Below are 17,201 nucleotides of genomic sequence, written 5' to 3'. Positions count from 1 at the left end.
CATATCAGATTTATGACCGAAAAGGAAAATGGGGAGCCCGTTTAAAGCCAAAATAAAAAAGCCGCTTTCGTGCGGCTTTTTTAGCGGTTCAGTTGTTTCACAGGCTGTGCATTAGAAGGCGGCATATGTGAAAACGACAGGCTCATTCCTCCTAAAATAATACCCGTTAAAATGACTGTGACAACGACCCGTTTACCTAAATCAAGCAACATGTTCTTCCTCCTTCACGTTTATCCATTTCTCACGATATGATCGAAATGACAAAAAAAGAAGTAGAACAAGAAGATTATTTTAAAGTTTTTTGCAATTTGTCGATCACTTCTAATGAACGACCTGTTCCAATTGCAACAGATTCAAGGGGATTGGCTGCAATATGGACTGGAACAACAATCTCTTGAGAAAGCCATTCTTGTATTCCATTTAAAAGAGCGCCTCCGCCAGTTAAAATGACGCCGCGGTCTACAATATCTCCGCTTAGCTCTGGAGGGCTGTCCTCTAATGTGGCACGGATCGCTTCTAAAATATGAAGAAGTGATTCACGCATGGCGCCTTGAATTTCATGAGAGACAAGTGTGATCGTTTTTGGCAGACCTGTCACAAGATCGCGCCCGCGCACTTCTAATGATTCAGGCTCATGCTCAATGAGACCATACCCAATTTCCATTTTCACCTGCTCGGCAGTCCGTTCACCGATTAATAGGTTATATTTCTTTCTGACAAACGTAATGATATCTTCATCCAGCTGATCGCCGCCAATTCGGATCGAATGACAAGAGACAACGCCGCCAAATGAAATGATTGCAACTTCTGTTGTTCCGCCGCCAATATCGACTACAACGTTCGCAACAGGCTCGTCTACCGGAAGATCAGCACCGATTGCAGCTGCAACAGGTTCTTCAATTAAATGCACATGTTTTGCTCCGCAGTTTTTCACAGCATCGCTGATCGCGCGGCGCTCAACAGCTGTTGAACCAGAAGGTGTACATACAACGACAGTTGGCTTTCTGAAGGTAAACCCGATATTTTTTCCTGCTTTTTTCATGATTTGTTTAAGTAAATCTGTTGTCATATCATAATCAGCGATGACACCGTCTTTCATCGGACGGATCGCAACAATTTTCCCAGGTGTTTTCCCGATCATTTCTTTCGCTTCTGATCCGACGGCAAGTACAGTCTTTGTTTCTGTATCGACTGCTACGACGGACGGTTCATTTAAAATAATTCCCTTATTTTTACTATAAACCAATATGTTAGCTGTTCCTAAATCAATTCCAATTTCGGCATTTTGAAACATGTTTTCACCCAATCTCTATTTTTGCTGTTTTAAACAATTTTACATTTAAAAGTTCAGAGGGTTGATGTCATTTGTGGGGGTTTGTGATCACCTTGAAATGAATCTGTAAAATTCAAGTATCATTTTGACAATCACAATAAATTTTCCCTTTGTTTTTTCTTTTATGAAAAAAATTTTTATAGAGGAGAAACCTTTTAAGAATCTCTTACGTCTACGATATATCAATTGGTGAAAAACAGATTGATCTTGAGCTAATGAAAGAAAGAGGGAACGAAATTGAAATCTATCGGAGTCGTAAGAAAAGTAGACGAACTAGGGCGTATTGTGATGCCAATCGAATTGAGAAGAGCACTTGATATCGCTATTAAAGACAGTATGGAATTTTTTATAGATGGAGATAAAATCGTCTTGAAAAAATATCAGCCAGAGGGCGTTTGTCTCATGACTGGTGAGATTACATCTGAGAACCATGAATATGGAAATGGTCAAATTACATTAAGCGCTGAAGGCGCAGAACTGCTGTTAAAAGAGCTGCAAGAAGCTCTTCAGAAGTAATCAAAATAGCCTGCTCTCTTCCTTTGTGCTGAGAACAGGCTATTTTTTCTTTAAAAAAGTTCCTTAAAAATGCCCCATCTCCCTCAAAAAATAAGTGGAAAATGGTACAATTGACAAAGAATCTCAGGGCGGCAGGTGGAATCATTTGAACAAAACATATCAAGTGCGGATCGTGTTATCTGTTCTTGCATTTATCTTAATCATAAGCTGGGATTTGTTTTATTATCTAGGCGGCTATCAAATTAATTGGCCGCTCGATCTAGCCTTTACAGTCGTTGTGTTAGCAGGGATCTGGGTTGTCTCAGGATATGTAGACCGCTTGAATTTACTTGTGTCAGATCTAAATAAGAGAGAAAAAGAAGCACACGAACTGACAGAGCGGCTGAATCGAATTACAGATAACTTGCAAGAAATTGTCTTTGAAACAGATGAAAAAGGGCACATCATCTTCTTAAATCAAGCATGGAAACAAATGACCGGCTATGACATAGATGAATGTCTAGGTACGATGTACAATCAGTACTTTGATCAAGAAGAAAGAGTTATTCAGCATTTGTCATCTGTTATCAAAGAGCATAAAGATTCAGGGCGGATCGAGCTGCAGCTTCTTCATAAAGAGGGGAAGAAAGTATGGGGAGACGTTCATTATAAGCTCTACTTTGATGAGCAGCACCAGTTTACTGGAGGTATTGGAACAGTTGCAGATATTACAAAACAAAAGCTGGCAAAGCTTGAACTTGAAAGATCAAATCAACAAGTGCAAATGCAGGCGCAAAAGTTAGCCGTTGCAGGACAAATAGCCGCTGGAATCGCTCATGAAGTCAGAAATCCGCTGACCTCAGTAAACGGCTTTTTGCAGCTGATGAAAACACAATATCCTGAAAGAACCGATTATTTTGACATTATCTTTTCCGAAATTAAACGAATTGATTTTGTTTTAAGTGAGCTGCTTGTGCTGGCAAAGCCGCAGTCGGTCCATTTTCAAGAAGTTCAGCTTCATGGACTGTTAGAGCAGGTCATTACATTGCTGAAAACCAATGCAGTCCTTTCGAATATTGATCTTAAACAGCCATTTAAAAAGCAGGATGCCGGTGCTATATTAGCAGACGCTAATCAAATGAAGCAGCTGTTCATTAATTTAATCAAAAATGCCATTGAGGCAATGCCCGAAGGCGGCAGCATATACATATCAACAGAAAAAGTGATGAACGAATGGAAAATTACCATTCAAGATGAAGGAAAAGGGATGTCTGAAGAGGATATTCAGAAAATATATGATCCTTTCTTCTCGACGAAAACAGAAGGGACGGGACTTGGCCTCACCATCTGTGCAGCGATTTTAAAAGATCATCACGGTAGGATGGATGTGGTCAGTGAGCTGGGAAAAGGTACAGCTTTTCATATCTATTTACCTGTGTGGCAAAAATGCAGACAACAGCAAGGCGAGAGGACGTGATTTCATGAAGGTGAAAGCTTTATTCGTATATGGGACGCTTTTGCAGCATGAAGAGCACCACGAGTCGTATATGAAAGATAGCAGGCCATTAGCTAAATCAGCTTGGATCAGCGGCAGAATCTATGATACAGGTCAAGGATACCCTGCGTGCGTTCTAGAAGAGAAAAGCACAGTGTATGGAGAATTGTACGAGGTAACCGCAAGCACGCTGAATAAGATAGATTTTCTTGAGGAAGGGTATGACAAGCAGGTGGTCGATGTCATGACAGACCAAGGGCTGGTGGCGGCTGTTACATACACTTTACCAAAGCAGAAGGCATCATCTCTGAAGGAGATCGAGAGCGGCTGCTGGAAGGAATATAGACTGTGGCAGCAGAAGCCGGCAACCTTCTATTATTTTGCCTATGGCTCCTGTATGGATGATGCAAGATTTAAACTGGCGGAAGTTGATCATTATTTTAAACAAATCATCGGCGGCGGTGCACTGAACGGCTTTACAACTAGATTTACGTTGGTAAGGCCTGATGGATCAAGAGCCGATATGGTAGAAGACGGCGGAGAAACAGAGGGCGTTTTATATGAGGTTCCTTTTGATGCCATTCGATATTTGTACAAACGAGAAGGCGTCTATGAGGGCACATATCGTCCAGCTTTTGTCGATGTCAAAATAGGTGATCAAATATATGCAGACTGTTTAACCTTTTTAGTTCTTCAAAAGAGCGATGAAATTGCTCCGCCAGGTCATTACCGCAGTGAAATTGAAAAAGGAGCAGATCTTTACTTAAGTGAAGCGTTCCGCAAAAAAATTCGCTCGCATATGGATTCGTTAATCAAACCGTAGTAAAATGCATGGTAAGTAAGATAAAAGGAGTCTGAACATGAAAAAGGAATATGCAGTCATTGGTCTTGGACGCTTTGGCGGAAGTATTTGCAAGGCGCTGAGCGAAGAAGGACTTGAAGTCATGGCCATGGATATGAATGAAGATCGAGTGAACGAATACGCGAAAATTGCGTCACATGCGGTCATTGGTGATTCGACGGACGAATCTGTTTTAAAAAATCTCGGCATTCGCAATTTTGATCATGTCATCGTTGCGATTGGTGAAAACATTCAGGCCAGTATTTTAACGACGATCATGCTGAAAGAGCTTGGCGTCAAAATGGTCACAGTAAAGGCGCAAAACGACTATCACGAAAAGGTACTAAATAAAATTGGGGCTGACCGCATCGTTCATCCAGAGCGGGACATGGGCAGACGAATTGCACATAAAATCATCTCCAATAACGTATTAGATTATCTTGAGCTGTCAGATGAGTACAGCCTCATTGAAATTGTTGCCAACAGCAGGCTTGCAGGGCATTCTCTTTTAGATCTCGATATTAGAGCGAGATATGGCATTAATATTGTGGCGATTAAGCGTGGAAAAGAAGTGATTGTTTCACCGCTCGCAGATGAAATGATTCAAAAAGAAGATATTCTGATTGTCATTGGGGCAGTTGCCGATATCGGACGCTTTGAAAAACGAGAAATGCAGAACGATTATTAAACACCCTGGGCAGGGTGTTTTTTTATATGATTGTGTACACATGAGGTGGACAGTGAAGAGGGAAGAAGACATTTAAAAGGGCTGTTTTGTTCTGCATAAACAGCTAAAGTCAATCATCATATTTTTCATGCAATTATCACTATTCAGAAATAAAAATCAGTCTTTTTATCTGGATGATTTTCTCTAAATGTCATTGACTGGGCAAACAGATTCGTATACGATAAGAAACATTATATTGTTTACTTGGAGGAGGCAGTGTCGTTGGATAAGGAGCTTTTCAGACATCAAATTGAGGTAGCTGCAAAGAGAAAAAAAGCAGCCCTAGTGATTAAACATGCGAAGGTTATGGACGTGTTTAACCAGGAATGGCTAGACGCTGATGTCGCTGTTGAAAATGGACAAATAGTAGGGATTGGAGAGTACGAGGGAGAACAGGAGCTGGATGCAGCAGGTCAAATGCTTGTACCCGGTTTTATTGATGGCCACGTTCATATCGAGTCCTCCATGGTCACCCCTGCTGAATTCTCCAAAGCTGTCGTCCCGCGCGGTGTGACAACTGTCGTAACAGACCCGCATGAAATTGCCAATGTGTCAGGGATCACAGGCATCCGTTTTATGCTGGAAGAAGCGAGAAAAGCTGCCTTAAATATTTATTTCATGCTGCCATCCTGCGTACCGGCAGTTAGTTTTGAGCGATCAGGTGCTGTTTTAAAAGCGAAAGATTTAAAGCCTTTGTATCAAGAGAAAGAGGTTCTTGGTCTTGCCGAGGTGATGGATTACGTCGGTGTGGAGCAGGCTGAAGAAGATATGCTTCAAAAGCTGCTTGATGCTCAAAATGAGAATAAATTGATTGATGGCCATCTAGCAGGCTTAACAGACCGATTAATAAACGTTTACCGCACAGCTAGTGTCCAAACAGATCACGAGGTAACAACAGCCGGCGAAGCCCTTGAACGTGTAAAACGAGGCATGTATGTCATGCTGAGAGAAGGCTCTGTTGCCAAAAACGTGAAAAACGTTTTACCAGCTGTGAATGAAAAGAATGCGAGACGTTTTTTCTTTTGTACCGATGATAAACATTTAGATGATTTAATGGCTGAAGGAAGTATTGATGAACAAGTACGTATGTCTATAAAAGAAGGGTTAGACCCATTTTTAGCGTATCAAATGGGAAGTTTAAACGCAGCGGAGTGTTTTGGCCTCAAAACAAAGGGAGCCATTGCGCCAGGCTTTGATGCTGATTTTATGCTTGTCTCTGATCTTCATCAAGTAGACATCACCAGCGTATTTATTGCAGGAGAATTGGTGGCGCAGCATGGAGAGTACAAGCCAGGTGTCGAAAAAATTGCACCGAGTCCAGCCTTATTACAATCTGTTCATGCTATAGACGTTCGAGAGCAGGATCTGTCTCTGCCTATCACAGCTCATCAAAAAATGAATGTCATCCGCATTATTCCGAATCAGCTAGAAACAAAATTAGAACAAATCTCTCCTTCAGAAACGAACGGACAATTCACTAGTGATACAGAAAGAGATGTATTAAAAATGGTGCTTGTCGAACGCCATCAAGGCTTATCTGAAATGGGGATAGGGGTTGTCAGCGGCTTTGGATTAGAAAAGGGCGCAATTGCAACAACGGTTGCGCATGATTCTCACAATTTAATTGCGGTTGGCACAAATGATGCTGATATCGTGAAAGCCATTGACGCATTAAAAGAAGCAGGGGGCGGTTTGACGGTTGTCAAAGAGGGCCAGTCTCTTCATACGCTGCCATTACCGATCTCTGGTTTACTTTCAGATCAGCCGGCACATCTTGTAAATGAAAGCCTTCATGCACTCCATGAAGCGTTGAAAGAAACAGGCTTTACTTTAGATTTTAATCCATTTTTGACGCTGTCCTTCTTGGCACTCCCAGTCATTCCTGATGTGAAAATGACGACAAAGGGTTTGTTTGATGTCAGAAGCTTTCAGCATCTCCCAATTCAATAAAAATGAGAAACCGCATGTGTACCTTGTATATATGCGCTTTTTTCAATGAATAGTGAAAAAAAGAGACACAGCCAAGCGGCTTGTGTCTCTTTTTGTGATTACACTTCCATAATAATCGGTAAGATCATTGGACGGCGTCTTGTTTTTTCATAAAGGAAAGGTGCAAGGGTGTCAGTAATTTCGTTCTTGATTTCAGACCACTGAGTTGTCTTACGTTCCATTACTTTTTCAAGATGCTTCGAAATTAAATCCTGTGCATCGTTGATCAGATCTCCAGATTCTCTCATGTAGACAAAACCTCTTGAGATCAAATCAGGACCAGCAGAGATTTTGAATTCTTTCATGTCCATGCTCACGACGACAATGACAAGACCTTCTTCAGAAAGAATGCGGCGGTCTCTTAAAACGATGTTTCCGATATCGCCAATACCGCTTCCGTCGATATACACGTTGCCTGATGGAATTTTGCCAGCGACACTTGCTTCGTCACCTTTCAGTGCAAGAACTTCACCGTTATCCATGATAAAGCAGTTTTCCTCAGGGATGCCGCAATCATTCGCAAGTTTGATATGCGTTTTTTGCATGCGGTATTCACCGTGAATCGGCATAAAGAATTTTGGTTTAATTAAACGGAGCATGAGTTTTTGTTCTTCTTGTCCGCCGTGACCAGATGTATGAATATTATTAAGCGAGCCATGAATGACCTCAGCACCTGCACGATAAAGCTGGTTAATGGTGCGGCTTACACTAATATTGTTACCTGGGATCGGTGAAGATGAGAAGACAACAGTGTCTCCAGGGTTAATAGAAATCTGGCGGTGAGTACCGTTCGCAATACGAGAAAGAGCTGCCATCGGTTCACCCTGGCTTCCAGTACAAAGAATGGTCACTTTGTTTGCCGGAAGGCGGTTGATTTCATTATGTTCAATAAACGTGTTTTTTGGACATTTAATATAGCCAAGATCTTGTCCAATATCAATAGCAGACTCCATACTGCGTCCAAATACAGCGACTTTTCTGCCGTTGGCAACAGCAGACTCAATCACTTGCTGAAGTCTGTGAATGTTGGAAGCAAACGTGGCAAAGATGATGCGTCCATCGACTTTTCTAAAGATGTCATCAATGCTTTCACCTACGCGTCTTTCAGACATCGTAAATTCTGGGATTTCACTGTTTGTACTATCAGATAAAAGACAAAGAACGCCTTCTTTTCCGATCTCAGCCATTTTGGTTAAATTGGCAGGCTCGCCAACAGGAGTAAAGTCAAACTTGAAATCACCTGTATGTACGATGTTACCAGGAGGTGTCTTGACGACAATTCCATAAGAATCTGGAATACTGTGTGTCGTTCTAAAGAAAGACACAGCTGTTTTTCTAAATTTAATGGTATCTTCTTCTTCAAAAATATGAAGTTTTGTTTGTCTCAAGAGACCGTGCTCTTCCAATTTATTACGAAGTAGGCCGATTGCGAGTTTGCCGCCGTAAACTGGAATATTCACTTGCTTGAGAAGGTAAGGGATACCGCCGATGTGGTCTTCATGTCCGTGAGTGATGAAAAGACCTTTGATTTTATCTTCGTTTTTAACTAAGTACGTATAGTCAGGGATGACGTAGTCAATTCCAAGAAGCTCGTCTTCAGGAAACTTAATACCTGCATCAATTAAAATGATTTCATCTTGAAATTGAACGCCATACGTGTTTTTACCGATCTCGCCTAAACCGCCGAGCGCAAAAACTGCCGCCTGATCGTTTTTAACAAATTTCATTCCTCTCATAGCTCCAATACTTTAAAATTTTCACTTTCTCGTTCATAGTCTAAAAAAGCACCGTCTACAGGCTGAATGAATTCAATGTTGTAGTTATGTTTTTTCAACTTATCGCGTACGTCTCTTTCAGAAACCGCTTCAACGTATAGTGAATCTGTGTGTTCTCTTACAGGTACCTCAGTAGTACTTGCCTGAAAAAATACCTTATATATCATCCAAATCTCTCCTTAAATACCGTATGTTACACTCGCTTATTCTATTATATTAAAAAAACGCGCATAAGAAAAGTCTCTGAGAAAAAAGGACCTTCGGCAAATGTGCGGAAGATCCCTTTAAGCAATCGATTTTTTACGAAGCATGTCCTTCCATTGTCTTCGAATTTTCTTACGCAGACGACGAAGCATCACATGCCGCCTCCTTTCGGGTTGAAGTAAGCTTAACCAGCGTGTTCCGGTCTCTCTATATACTTGTATTATATGATGTTTCTATTGAATGTTACATGGTTATATGTGGGAAATAGGCGCTTTCAAAAGGAATTGGTTTCGAAAGCGGAAATCTTTCTGTATGATGAAAGGGAGTGTGTATACATAACGAAGAGCAGGAGGGCGAGATATGAATAAAAAAGTCATCTTCTTTGATATCGACGGTACTTTATATGACCATGATAAAAATATACCTGAGTCAACGAAGCGAGCGGTTCATTTATTAAAAGAAAAAGGTCATCATCTCTTTATTGCATCTGGGCGTTCTCCTTTTCTGATTCGGCCCATTTTAGAAGAATTAGGGCTTGACTCATTCATTGCTTATAACGGTCAGTATGTCATGTATGAGGGAGACGTTATTTACGGCAATCCGCTGAAGCAGGAGCTGATGGAGCGGATTTATGAAACAGCGGATCGTCATGATCATCCGCTTGTTTTTATGGGAGAAGAAACGATGAAGGCGTCTGTGCCGAATCATCCGTTTATCCATGAAGGAATCGGTACTTTAAAAACAGAGCATCCTGAGCACGATGTATCTTTCTTTAAAGAAAACGACATTTTTCAAATGCTGTTATTTTGTAAGGCAGAAGAGGAAGTGGAGTATAAGGCATTCCGCGAAGAAATTGACCTTGTCAGATGGCATGAGCTGTCAACAGACGTTCTGCCAAAAGGGGGATCAAAAGCTGAAGGAATCAAACGAGTCATCGAAAGACTTCCTTATGATCAAAAGGATACCATTGCCTTTGGAGACGGACTGAACGATAGAGAAATGATTTCGTTTGCTGGAACAGGCGTGGCGATGGGAAATGCTGTGAGTGAACTGAAAGCATTGGCTGATTTTGTGACAAAGCCAGTAGATGAGGACGGCATATTCCATGCATTGACCCATCTTGGCCTCATTGGAGAATAAAAAAGAAGACCCTTAGATCGCCGGGTCTTCTTTTTTATGTTATGATCTGCCGATCGCAACAGAGTTTTCTGGCTCAGCGAATGGCTGATCCTTTTGAATATGATCATAAAACATAATGCCATTTAAATGGTCAATTTCGTGCTGAAAGACAATGGCAGGGAACCCTTTTAGACGGATATCAATGTCCTCTCCTTCAAGCGTAGTGGCCTTGACCCTGATTTTTTGATATCGAGGAACAAATCCAGGGATGGCTTCATCAACTGATAAGCAGCCTTCACCAGTCGCTAAATAAGCTCTTTTGACTGAATGACTGACAATACGCGGGTTGAACAGAGCATAGCTGTATTCTTCTCCGTCTTCATCCTCACAGTGAACAGCGATCATTCGTTTACTAATATTGATTTGCGGAGCTGCCAATCCAACGCCGGGTCTTAGTCCGTATTTTTCAGCAATGTCAGCATCCTGACTGTTTTTGACGAATTCGATCATGTCAGCTAATTGCTGTTTTTCCTCTTCTGTCGGCGGGAGCTCGACCGCTTCAGCTGTTTGTCTTAAGACGGGATGTCCGTCCCTTACGATATCATCCATGGTAATCACAAAACTTCACTCCTATTTCCTTTGTATGTAAAGTATATAAAATGATACACAACATATGCAATGAAATAAAGAAGACCGGTCCTATGAGACCGGTCAGAGGCTTAAACAGCCTTAGCAGCAGCCACCGCCGCCTAAGAATGCTGCGCCAACGATAATTAATAGGATGAAAAGCACAACGATTAAAGCGAATGTACGTCCGCCGCCGTATCCGCATCCGTATCCACCGCCATAACTTGGGTAACAACAGCCGCCGCCATATCCACCACCGAATCCATACCCGTAACCGCCGTATCCACCATACATACTTCCATGACTATAATTAGACATACTTTTGACCTCCTTTGGAAATACACTTGGCCTCTCATAAGTGAAGGCGAAGCGTGTAATATAAACTATGTATGAATGCACTATTTGTATAGTCATGCGCCTATTGCTTGAAAAAAATCTTCTCCGCCTCATCTGATTGACCTCTTCCCTTGTCACAAACGTCTATAAAAATTATAGTGGTATGTGGAGATGTAAAGGGGGGACCTTGTCATGAGACAGATGAAAAGAAGCATGAAAGCAGGTGCTGCTTTAGCGGGGATATGTACCCTTTTGCTGACAGGGTGCGGAGGTCAAAGTCCGTTTAATGATATGCAGGACGCAATGACGAAAATGAGTGAAAAAGAAGCATCCTTCGAAAAAGAGCAAGGTACACTGCAAAGCTATGAAGAAAAAGAGCAGAAGCTGTATAAAAAAATGATTCAAACAACAAAGGACCATACAAAAACAGTGGCAAGCCTTTCTGATCAGGCGTTAGCATCGGCAGCGAAACGAGAAGAACATTTAAAAACAGAAAAAGACAGTATGGATGAATCGAAAAAAGAATTGAAAACGGTAAAGGAATCTGCTGCACGATTGCAAGATGCGGAGTTAAAAGAGAAAGCAGATCAAACGGTCAAATCGATTGAGAAACGATATGCGTCATATGATCAGCTTTACAAGGAGTATCAAAAGGCGCTGAAACAAGACCAGCATTTGTATCAATCTTTGAAGAAAAAGGATCTCGGATATGAAGAACTGAAGTCAAAGCTGAAGACCGTGAATCGTTTATATAGCAAAGTTAGAAAAGAAAGTAAGAAGTTCAATCGATATACAGATCAATTGAATGATCATAAAAAGGCTTTGTATAAAGCAGCAGATCAAGAGTCGAAAAAGAGCTGAAAAACAGCTCTTTTTTTATTTTTCGACAAAAACAAACATTTTCTATTGTAGTACAGTAGTACACTCTATACTAGTACAGATTAGGTTGTTTGTTAAACAGATTGATACAGTTCACCATAAAAAGTAAAGCGAATACATTTATTTAAATAAAGCCGTTAAATCAATTGACGGACTATTTTTCTTGTTGTAAACTATTCCTTGTTAACAGAAGTTGTATTAGTTTTTTGTGAACTATCGTTAATACAGTTAGAAGGGCTCAAAAACGAGTGGTCAACCAATGTTTCGACAACGATCTTAGTGGCTATTATATACAGGAGTCATATGAGTATTTTGGGTTATCCTATATCTGTATGTATAAATGGATTCACGACAAATGGACTGTTAAAAGAAAGGAAGAGGTGACTTTAGAATGGCTGCAAAAACAAAAAAAGCAATTGTTGATAGCAAAAAGCAATTTGATGCCATCAAAAAGCAGTTTGAAACGTTTCAAATTTTAAACGAAAAAGGCGAAGTCGTAAACGAAGCGGCAATGCCGGATCTTTCAGATGACCAATTAAAAGAATTAATGCGCCGTATGGTGTTTACACGAGTATTAGATCAACGTTCAATTTCATTGAACCGTCAAGGCCGTCTTGGCTTCTACGCGCCAACAGCTGGACAAGAGGCTTCTCAGCTTGCAACTCACTTTGCACTTGAGAAAGAAGATTTCATTCTTCCAGGATATCGTGACGTACCACAATTAATCTGGCATGGTCTTCCGCTAACAAAAGCATTCTTGTTCTCTCGCGGACACTTTGTTGGTAACCAAATGCCTGAAGATGTGAATGCACTTTCACCACAAATCATTATCGGTGCTCAAATCATTCAAGCTGCTGGTGTAGCTCTTGGTTTGAAAAAGCGCGGTAAAAAAGCTGTTGCAATCACTTACACTGGTGACGGTGGAGCTTCACAAGGTGATTTCTACGAAGGTATTAACTTTGCAGGGGCTTACAAAGCGCCAGCGATTTTTGTTGTCCAAAACAACAGATATGCGATCTCTACACCTGTTGAAAAGCAGTCTGCTGCACAAACAATTGCACAAAAAGCAGCTGCAGCTGGTATCGTAGGCGTACAAGTTGACGGTATGGATGCATTAGCTGTTTATGCAGCAACTGCTGAAGCTCGTGAGCGCGCTGTAAATGGTGAAGGTCCAACATTAATCGAAACTCTTACATTCCGTTACGGCCCACATACAATGGCTGGTGACGATCCAACAAGATATCGTACAAAAGAAGATGAAAACGAGTGGGAGCAAAAAGATCCATTGGTACGCTACCGCAAATTCTTGGAAAACAAAGGCCTATGGTCTGAAGAAGAAGAGAATAAAGTGATTGAAGATGCAAAAGAACAAATCAAACAAGCGATCAAAGAAGCTGACGAACAGCCTAAGCAAAAAGTCACTGACTTGATTGAAAACATGTACGATGTAAAACCATTCAACTTAGTTGAACAGCTTGAAATTTACAAACAGAAGGAGTCGAAGTAAGCCATGGCGCAAATGACAATGATTCAAGCGATCACTGATGCGTTACGCACAGAACTGAAAAATGACGAAAACGTTCTCGTTTTCGGAGAAGACGTTGGTAAAAACGGCGGCGTATTCCGTGCGACTGAAGGATTGCAAAAAGAGTTTGGTGAGGATCGTGTATTCGATACTCCACTTGCTGAATCTGGTATTGGCGGTCTTGCTATTGGCCTTGGACTACAAGAATTCCGCCCGGTAATGGAAATTCAATTCTTCGGATTCGTATACGAAGTATTAGATTCTGTTTCTGGACAAATGGCTCGTATGCGTTACCGTTCTGGCGGACGCTGGCATTCTCCAGTGACAATCCGTTCTCCATTCGGCGGGGGAGTTCACACACCTGAGCTTCACGCTGACAGCTTAGAAGGTCTTATCGCACAACAGCCTGGTATCAAGGTTGTTATTCCTTCAACACCTTACGATGCAAAAGGACTTTTAATTTCTGCAATTCGTGACAACGATCCTGTAGTATTCCTTGAGCATATGAAACTTTATCGTTCTTTCCGTCAGGAAGTTCCTGAAGAAGAGTACACAATTGAAATCGGTAAAGCTGACGTGAAACGTGAAGGTTCTGACCTTTCAATCATCACTTACGGTGCAATGGTTCACGAATCACTAAAAGCTGCTGAAGAGCTAGAAAAAGAAGGCGTTTCTGCTGAAGTGATCGACCTTCGCACAGTAAGCCCGCTTGATATTGAAACAATCATCGCTTCTGTTGAAAAAACAGGCCGTGCGATCGTTGTTCAAGAAGCACAAAAACAAGCTGGTATTGCTGCAAACGTAGTAGCTGAAATCAATGACAGAGCGATCCTTAGCTTGGAAGCACCAGTACTTCGTGTAGCTGCACCTGATACTGTATTTGCTTTCTCTCAAGCTGAGAGCGTATGGCTTCCAAACCATAAAGATGTACTTGAAACAGCGAAGAAAGTTCTTGAATTTTAATTAAATGACAGAGGGGAAAAGAATTTATTTCTCTTCCCCTTTATCAATTACATGACCGTGTAAATATACACAACAAGGGTTCAACAAAATCTAGGAGGCGAAAAACAGTGGCATTTGAATTTAAACTTCCGGACATCGGAGAAGGTATCCACGAAGGTGAGATCGTTAAGTGGTTTGTTAAACCAAACGACGAAATCAATGAAGATGACGTTTTAGCAGAGGTACAAAATGATAAAGCAGTTGTAGAAATTCCTTCACCTGTTAAAGGAAAAGTATTAGAATTAAAAGTTGAAGAGGGAACAGTTGCAACTGTAGGACAAACAATCATTACGTTTGATGCACCTGGTTACGAAAATCTTCAATTTAAAGGCAGCGAAGAAGAAGGCGAAGCAAAAACTGAAGCTCAAGTACAAGGTACTGCTGAAGCTGGTAACGAGCCAGAGAAGAAAGAAGTAGCACAAGAAGAAGCGGCAGCAGCAACTGGTGCAGGCGCACAAGAGCAAGTAGACGCTGATCCAAACAAACGCGTGATCGCTATGCCATCTGTACGTAAATATGCTCGCGAAAAAGGCGTTGAAATTTACAAAGTTGCAGGTTCTGGTAAAAACGGCCGTGTGTTAAAAGAAGATATCGACAGCTTCGTTAATGGTGGTTCTGCAGCTCAAGAAGCAGCACCTCAAGCAGCTGAAAGTGCGAAAGAAGAAGCAGCTCCTAAAGCGGCAGCAGCTCCAGTTCTTGAAGGAGAATTCCCAGAAACTCGCGAGAAAATGAGCGGAATCCGCAAAGCAATCGCAAAAGCAATGGTGAACTCTAAGCATACAGCTCCTCACGTAACATTAATGGATGAAGTTGATGTAACAAACCTTGTTGCACATCGTAAACAATTCAAACAAGTTGCAGCTGATCAAGGAATCAAGTTAACTTACTTGCCTTACGTTGTAAAAGCTCTAACTTCTGCTTTGAAAAAGTACCCAGTACTTAACACTTCTATCGATGATAAAACAGATGAAGTTGTTCAAAAGCATTACTACAACATCGGAATTGCAGCTGACACTGAAAAAGGCTTGCTAGTTCCAGTTGTAAAAAATGCAGATCGCAAAGCGATTTTCGAAGTTTCTAACGAAATCAATGAGCTTGCAACAAAAGCACGTGATGGTAAATTGGCTCCAGCTGAAATGAAAGGTGCATCTTGCACAATCACAAACATCGGTTCTGCTGGTGGACAATGGTTTACTCCAGTCATCAACCACCCAGAAGTAGCGATCCTTGGTATTGGCCGTATCGCTGAAAAAGCGGTTGTTCGTGATGGCGAAATCGTTGCAGCTCCTGTCTTAGCTCTTTCCCTAAGCTTTGACCACCGTATGATTGACGGAGCTACTGCGCAAAATGCCCTTAACCACATCAAGCGTTTATTGAATGATCCACAATTAATTTTAATGGAGGCGTAATGTCATGGTAGTAGGAGATTTCCCAATCGAAACAGATACTCTTGTCATCGGTGCAGGTCCTGGTGGATATGTAGCTGCTATTCGTGCTGCACAGCTTGGACAAAAAGTAACAATCGTTGAAAAAGGAACACTTGGCGGTGTATGTCTAAACGTTGGCTGTATCCCTTCAAAAGCACTAATCAATGCTGGCCATCGTTTTGAAAATGCTAAGCATTCTGAAGACATGGGTATCAAAGCTGAAAACGTAACAGTTGATTTCACAAAAGTTCAAGAGTGGAAAGCTTCTGTTGTTAATAAGTTAACAGGTGGAGTTCAAGGTCTTCTTAAAGGAAATAAAGTAGACATCGTCAAAGGTGAAGCTTATTTCGTAGACAGCAACTCTGTACGTGTAATGGATGATAATTCAGCACAGACTTACACTTTCAAAAATGCAATTCTTGCAACTGGATCTCGTCCAATTGAATTGCCTACTTTTAAATACACAGACCGCGTGATCAACTCAACTGGTGCTTTAGCGCTTAAAGAAGTACCTAAAAAGTTAGTTGTCATCGGTGGTGGATACATCGGTACTGAGCTTGGTACTGCTTATGCAAACTTTGGAACTGAAGTTGTGATCCTTGAAGGTGGAGACGAAATCCTTCCAGGTTTCGAAAAGCAAATGAGCTCATTGGTTAAACGTAACCTGAAGAAAAAAGGAAACGTTGAAATCCATACAAACGCTCTTGCAAAAGGCGTTGAAGAAAAATCTGATGGTGTCACTGTTACGTTCGAAGTAAAAGGCGAAGAAAAAACAGTTGATGCTGATTACGTACTTGTGACTGTTGGTCGTCGTCCAAACACGGATGAGCTTGGTCTTGAGCAAGTTGGTGTTGAATTGACTGACCGCGGAGTTGTCAAAACAGACAAACAATGCCGTACAAGCGTATCTAACATCTATGCAATTGGTGACATCGTTGATGGACCACCACTTGCTCACAAAGCTTCTTACGAAGGTAAAATTGCAGCTGAAGCAATCGCTGGAGAGCCAGCTGAAATTGATTACCTTGGTATTCCTGCTGTTGTATTCTCTGAGCCAGAACTTGCAACTGTTGGATACACTGAAGCAGAAGCAAAAGCAGAAGGAATCGAAATCGTTGCAGCGAAATTCCCATTCGCAGCGAACGGACGTGCACTTTCTCTTGATGCAACTGATGGCTTCATGAAAATGATCACTCGTAAAGAGGATGGTCTAGTGATCGGTGCTCAAATCGCAGGTGTTGGCGCTTCTGATATGATTTCAGAGCTTAGCCTTGCAATCGAAGCTGGAGTGACTGCTGAAGATATCGCTATGACAATTCACGCTCACCCAACATTAGGTGAAATTACAATGGAAACGGCTGAAGTAGCAATCGGAAGCCCAATCCACATCGTAAAATAATGAAACCTATGAAACCCTCTCCATCAAG

At 41.5% G+C, this 17,201-nt stretch carries 17 protein-coding genes; 11 read left to right on the top strand and 6 right to left on the bottom strand.

Features of this window, described 5'->3' with window-relative positions; translation table 11 throughout:
• Positions 1-80: 80 nt before the first annotated feature.
• Together JJ692_RS14115 and mreBH are read right to left on the bottom strand one after the other, a co-directional pair.
• Positions 81-212, bottom strand: coding sequence for a protein YkpC (locus JJ692_RS14115; RefSeq protein ID WP_003210922.1), 132 nt, complete (start codon positions 210-212; stop codon positions 81-83).
• Positions 213-286: 74 nt separating this feature from the next.
• Entirely contained in the window at positions 287-1,294 is a 1,008-nt protein-coding gene (mreBH, locus tag JJ692_RS14110; RefSeq protein WP_024424745.1) for a rod-share determining protein MreBH, read from the bottom strand.
• Between the two features lie 276 nt (positions 1,295-1,570).
• Here mreBH and JJ692_RS14105 point away from each other — a divergent pair, with 276 nt between their 5' ends.
• The 5 genes from JJ692_RS14105 (at position 1,571) to ade (ending at position 6,841) form a co-directional block, all read left to right on the top strand.
• The gene (locus JJ692_RS14105) at positions 1,571-1,849 is read left to right on the top strand and encodes a transcriptional regulator AbhA (RefSeq protein WP_024424746.1); all 279 of its coding nucleotides are present in this window, start codon (positions 1,571-1,573) and stop codon (positions 1,847-1,849) included.
• A 145-nt stretch (positions 1,850-1,994) separates the two neighbouring features.
• Complete coding sequence (locus tag JJ692_RS14100; protein ID WP_024424747.1) at positions 1,995-3,305, top strand: ATP-binding protein; 1,311 nt, start codon at positions 1,995-1,997, stop codon at positions 3,303-3,305.
• A 4-nt stretch (positions 3,306-3,309) separates the two neighbouring features.
• A complete protein-coding gene (locus JJ692_RS14095) occupies positions 3,310-4,146 on the top strand; it encodes a gamma-glutamylcyclotransferase family protein (RefSeq protein ID WP_206533889.1) in 837 nt (278 codons plus the stop codon).
• Positions 4,147-4,183: 37 nt separating this feature from the next.
• Entirely contained in the window at positions 4,184-4,852 is a 669-nt protein-coding gene (locus JJ692_RS14090; RefSeq protein WP_008345123.1) for a potassium channel family protein, read from the top strand.
• Positions 4,853-5,113: 261 nt separating this feature from the next.
• Positions 5,114-6,841, top strand: coding sequence for an adenine deaminase (gene ade, locus JJ692_RS14085; RefSeq protein WP_206533888.1), 1,728 nt, complete (start codon positions 5,114-5,116; stop codon positions 6,839-6,841).
• Between the two features lie 98 nt (positions 6,842-6,939).
• Here the strand turns inward: ade and rnjA are convergent, their stop codons facing one another.
• Both rnjA and JJ692_RS14075 read right to left on the bottom strand, forming a co-directional pair.
• Entirely contained in the window at positions 6,940-8,607 is a 1,668-nt protein-coding gene (gene rnjA, locus JJ692_RS14080; protein WP_012009818.1) for a ribonuclease J1, read from the bottom strand.
• 5 nt (positions 8,608-8,612) lie between these two features.
• Positions 8,613-8,822: a DNA-dependent RNA polymerase subunit epsilon gene (locus JJ692_RS14075; protein WP_008345114.1), complete on the bottom strand. Its 210-nt coding sequence runs from the start codon at positions 8,820-8,822 to the stop codon at positions 8,613-8,615.
• Between the two features lie 397 nt (positions 8,823-9,219).
• Between JJ692_RS14075 and JJ692_RS14070 the strand changes: the two genes are divergently transcribed.
• The gene (locus JJ692_RS14070) at positions 9,220-9,999 is read left to right on the top strand and encodes a Cof-type HAD-IIB family hydrolase (RefSeq protein WP_206533887.1); all 780 of its coding nucleotides are present in this window, start codon (positions 9,220-9,222) and stop codon (positions 9,997-9,999) included.
• Positions 10,000-10,038: 39 nt separating this feature from the next.
• Here the strand turns inward: JJ692_RS14070 and def are convergent, their stop codons facing one another.
• On the bottom strand, positions 10,039-10,596 hold the full coding sequence (gene def / locus JJ692_RS14065) for a peptide deformylase (protein WP_024424751.1): 558 nt from the start codon (positions 10,594-10,596) through the stop codon (positions 10,039-10,041).
• A gap of 111 nt (positions 10,597-10,707) precedes the next feature.
• The gene (locus JJ692_RS14060; RefSeq protein WP_029706718.1) at positions 10,708-10,899 is read right to left on the bottom strand and encodes a YjcZ family sporulation protein; all 192 of its coding nucleotides are present in this window, start codon (positions 10,897-10,899) and stop codon (positions 10,708-10,710) included.
• Positions 10,900-11,133: 234 nt separating this feature from the next.
• Here JJ692_RS14060 and JJ692_RS14055 point away from each other — a divergent pair, with 234 nt between their 5' ends.
• The 5 genes from JJ692_RS14055 to lpdA all read left to right on the top strand — a co-directional run bounded on the left by JJ692_RS14055 (position 11,134) and on the right by lpdA (position 17,173).
• Positions 11,134-11,802: a YkyA family protein gene (locus JJ692_RS14055; protein ID WP_044334002.1), complete on the top strand. Its 669-nt coding sequence runs from the start codon at positions 11,134-11,136 to the stop codon at positions 11,800-11,802.
• Between the two features lie 409 nt (positions 11,803-12,211).
• Positions 12,212-13,327 (top strand): pyruvate dehydrogenase (acetyl-transferring) E1 component subunit alpha, encoded by a 1,116-nt coding sequence (gene pdhA / locus JJ692_RS14050; RefSeq protein ID WP_024424754.1) that lies wholly within the window; start codon positions 12,212-12,214, stop codon positions 13,325-13,327.
• Positions 13,328-13,330: 3 nt separating this feature from the next.
• On the top strand, positions 13,331-14,308 hold the full coding sequence (gene pdhB / locus JJ692_RS14045) for a pyruvate dehydrogenase complex E1 component subunit beta (RefSeq protein WP_012009824.1): 978 nt from the start codon (positions 13,331-13,333) through the stop codon (positions 14,306-14,308).
• Positions 14,309-14,415: 107 nt separating this feature from the next.
• Complete coding sequence (locus JJ692_RS14040) at positions 14,416-15,756, top strand: dihydrolipoamide acetyltransferase family protein (RefSeq protein WP_024426891.1); 1,341 nt, start codon at positions 14,416-14,418, stop codon at positions 15,754-15,756.
• A 4-nt stretch (positions 15,757-15,760) separates the two neighbouring features.
• Positions 15,761-17,173 carry a dihydrolipoyl dehydrogenase gene (lpdA, locus tag JJ692_RS14035; protein WP_024426892.1) on the top strand — a complete coding sequence of 471 codons (1,413 nt, stop codon included), beginning with the start codon at positions 15,761-15,763 and terminating at the stop codon, positions 17,171-17,173.
• Positions 17,174-17,201: the final 28 nt, after the last annotated feature.

Source organism: Bacillus sp. 3a (genome assembly GCF_017161885.1).
Lineage (GTDB): Bacteria > Bacillota > Bacilli > Bacillales > Bacillaceae > Bacillus > Bacillus safensis.
The sequence above is the reverse complement of the archived record's forward strand: the minus strand, read 5'-3'. Positions and strand labels throughout refer to the sequence as shown.

Bases quoted from the DNA above. Each gene is read 5' to 3' on its own strand.
- JJ692_RS14115 (WP_003210922.1), bottom strand. From the start codon at position 212: ATGTTGCTTGATTTAGGTAAACGGGTCGTTGTCACAGTCATTTTAACG.
- mreBH (WP_024424745.1), bottom strand. From the start codon at position 1,294: ATGTTTCAAAATGCCGAAATTGGAATTGATTTAGGAACAGCTAACATA.
- JJ692_RS14095 (WP_206533889.1), top strand. From the start codon at position 3,310: ATGAAGGTGAAAGCTTTATTCGTATATGGGACGCTTTTGCAGCATGAA.
- JJ692_RS14090 (WP_008345123.1), top strand. From the start codon at position 4,184: ATGAAAAAGGAATATGCAGTCATTGGTCTTGGACGCTTTGGCGGAAGT.
- rnjA (WP_012009818.1), bottom strand. From the start codon at position 8,607: ATGAAATTTGTTAAAAACGATCAGGCGGCAGTTTTTGCGCTCGGCGGT.
- JJ692_RS14075 (WP_008345114.1), bottom strand. From the start codon at position 8,822: ATGATATATAAGGTATTTTTTCAGGCAAGTACTACTGAGGTACCTGTA.
- JJ692_RS14070 (WP_206533887.1), top strand. From the start codon at position 9,220: ATGAATAAAAAAGTCATCTTCTTTGATATCGACGGTACTTTATATGAC.
- JJ692_RS14060 (WP_029706718.1), bottom strand. From the start codon at position 10,899: ATGTATGGTGGATACGGCGGTTACGGGTATGGATTCGGTGGTGGATAT.
- JJ692_RS14055 (WP_044334002.1), top strand. From the start codon at position 11,134: ATGAGACAGATGAAAAGAAGCATGAAAGCAGGTGCTGCTTTAGCGGGG.
- pdhA (WP_024424754.1), top strand. From the start codon at position 12,212: ATGGCTGCAAAAACAAAAAAAGCAATTGTTGATAGCAAAAAGCAATTT.
- pdhB (WP_012009824.1), top strand. From the start codon at position 13,331: ATGGCGCAAATGACAATGATTCAAGCGATCACTGATGCGTTACGCACA.
- lpdA (WP_024426892.1), top strand. From the start codon at position 15,761: ATGGTAGTAGGAGATTTCCCAATCGAAACAGATACTCTTGTCATCGGT.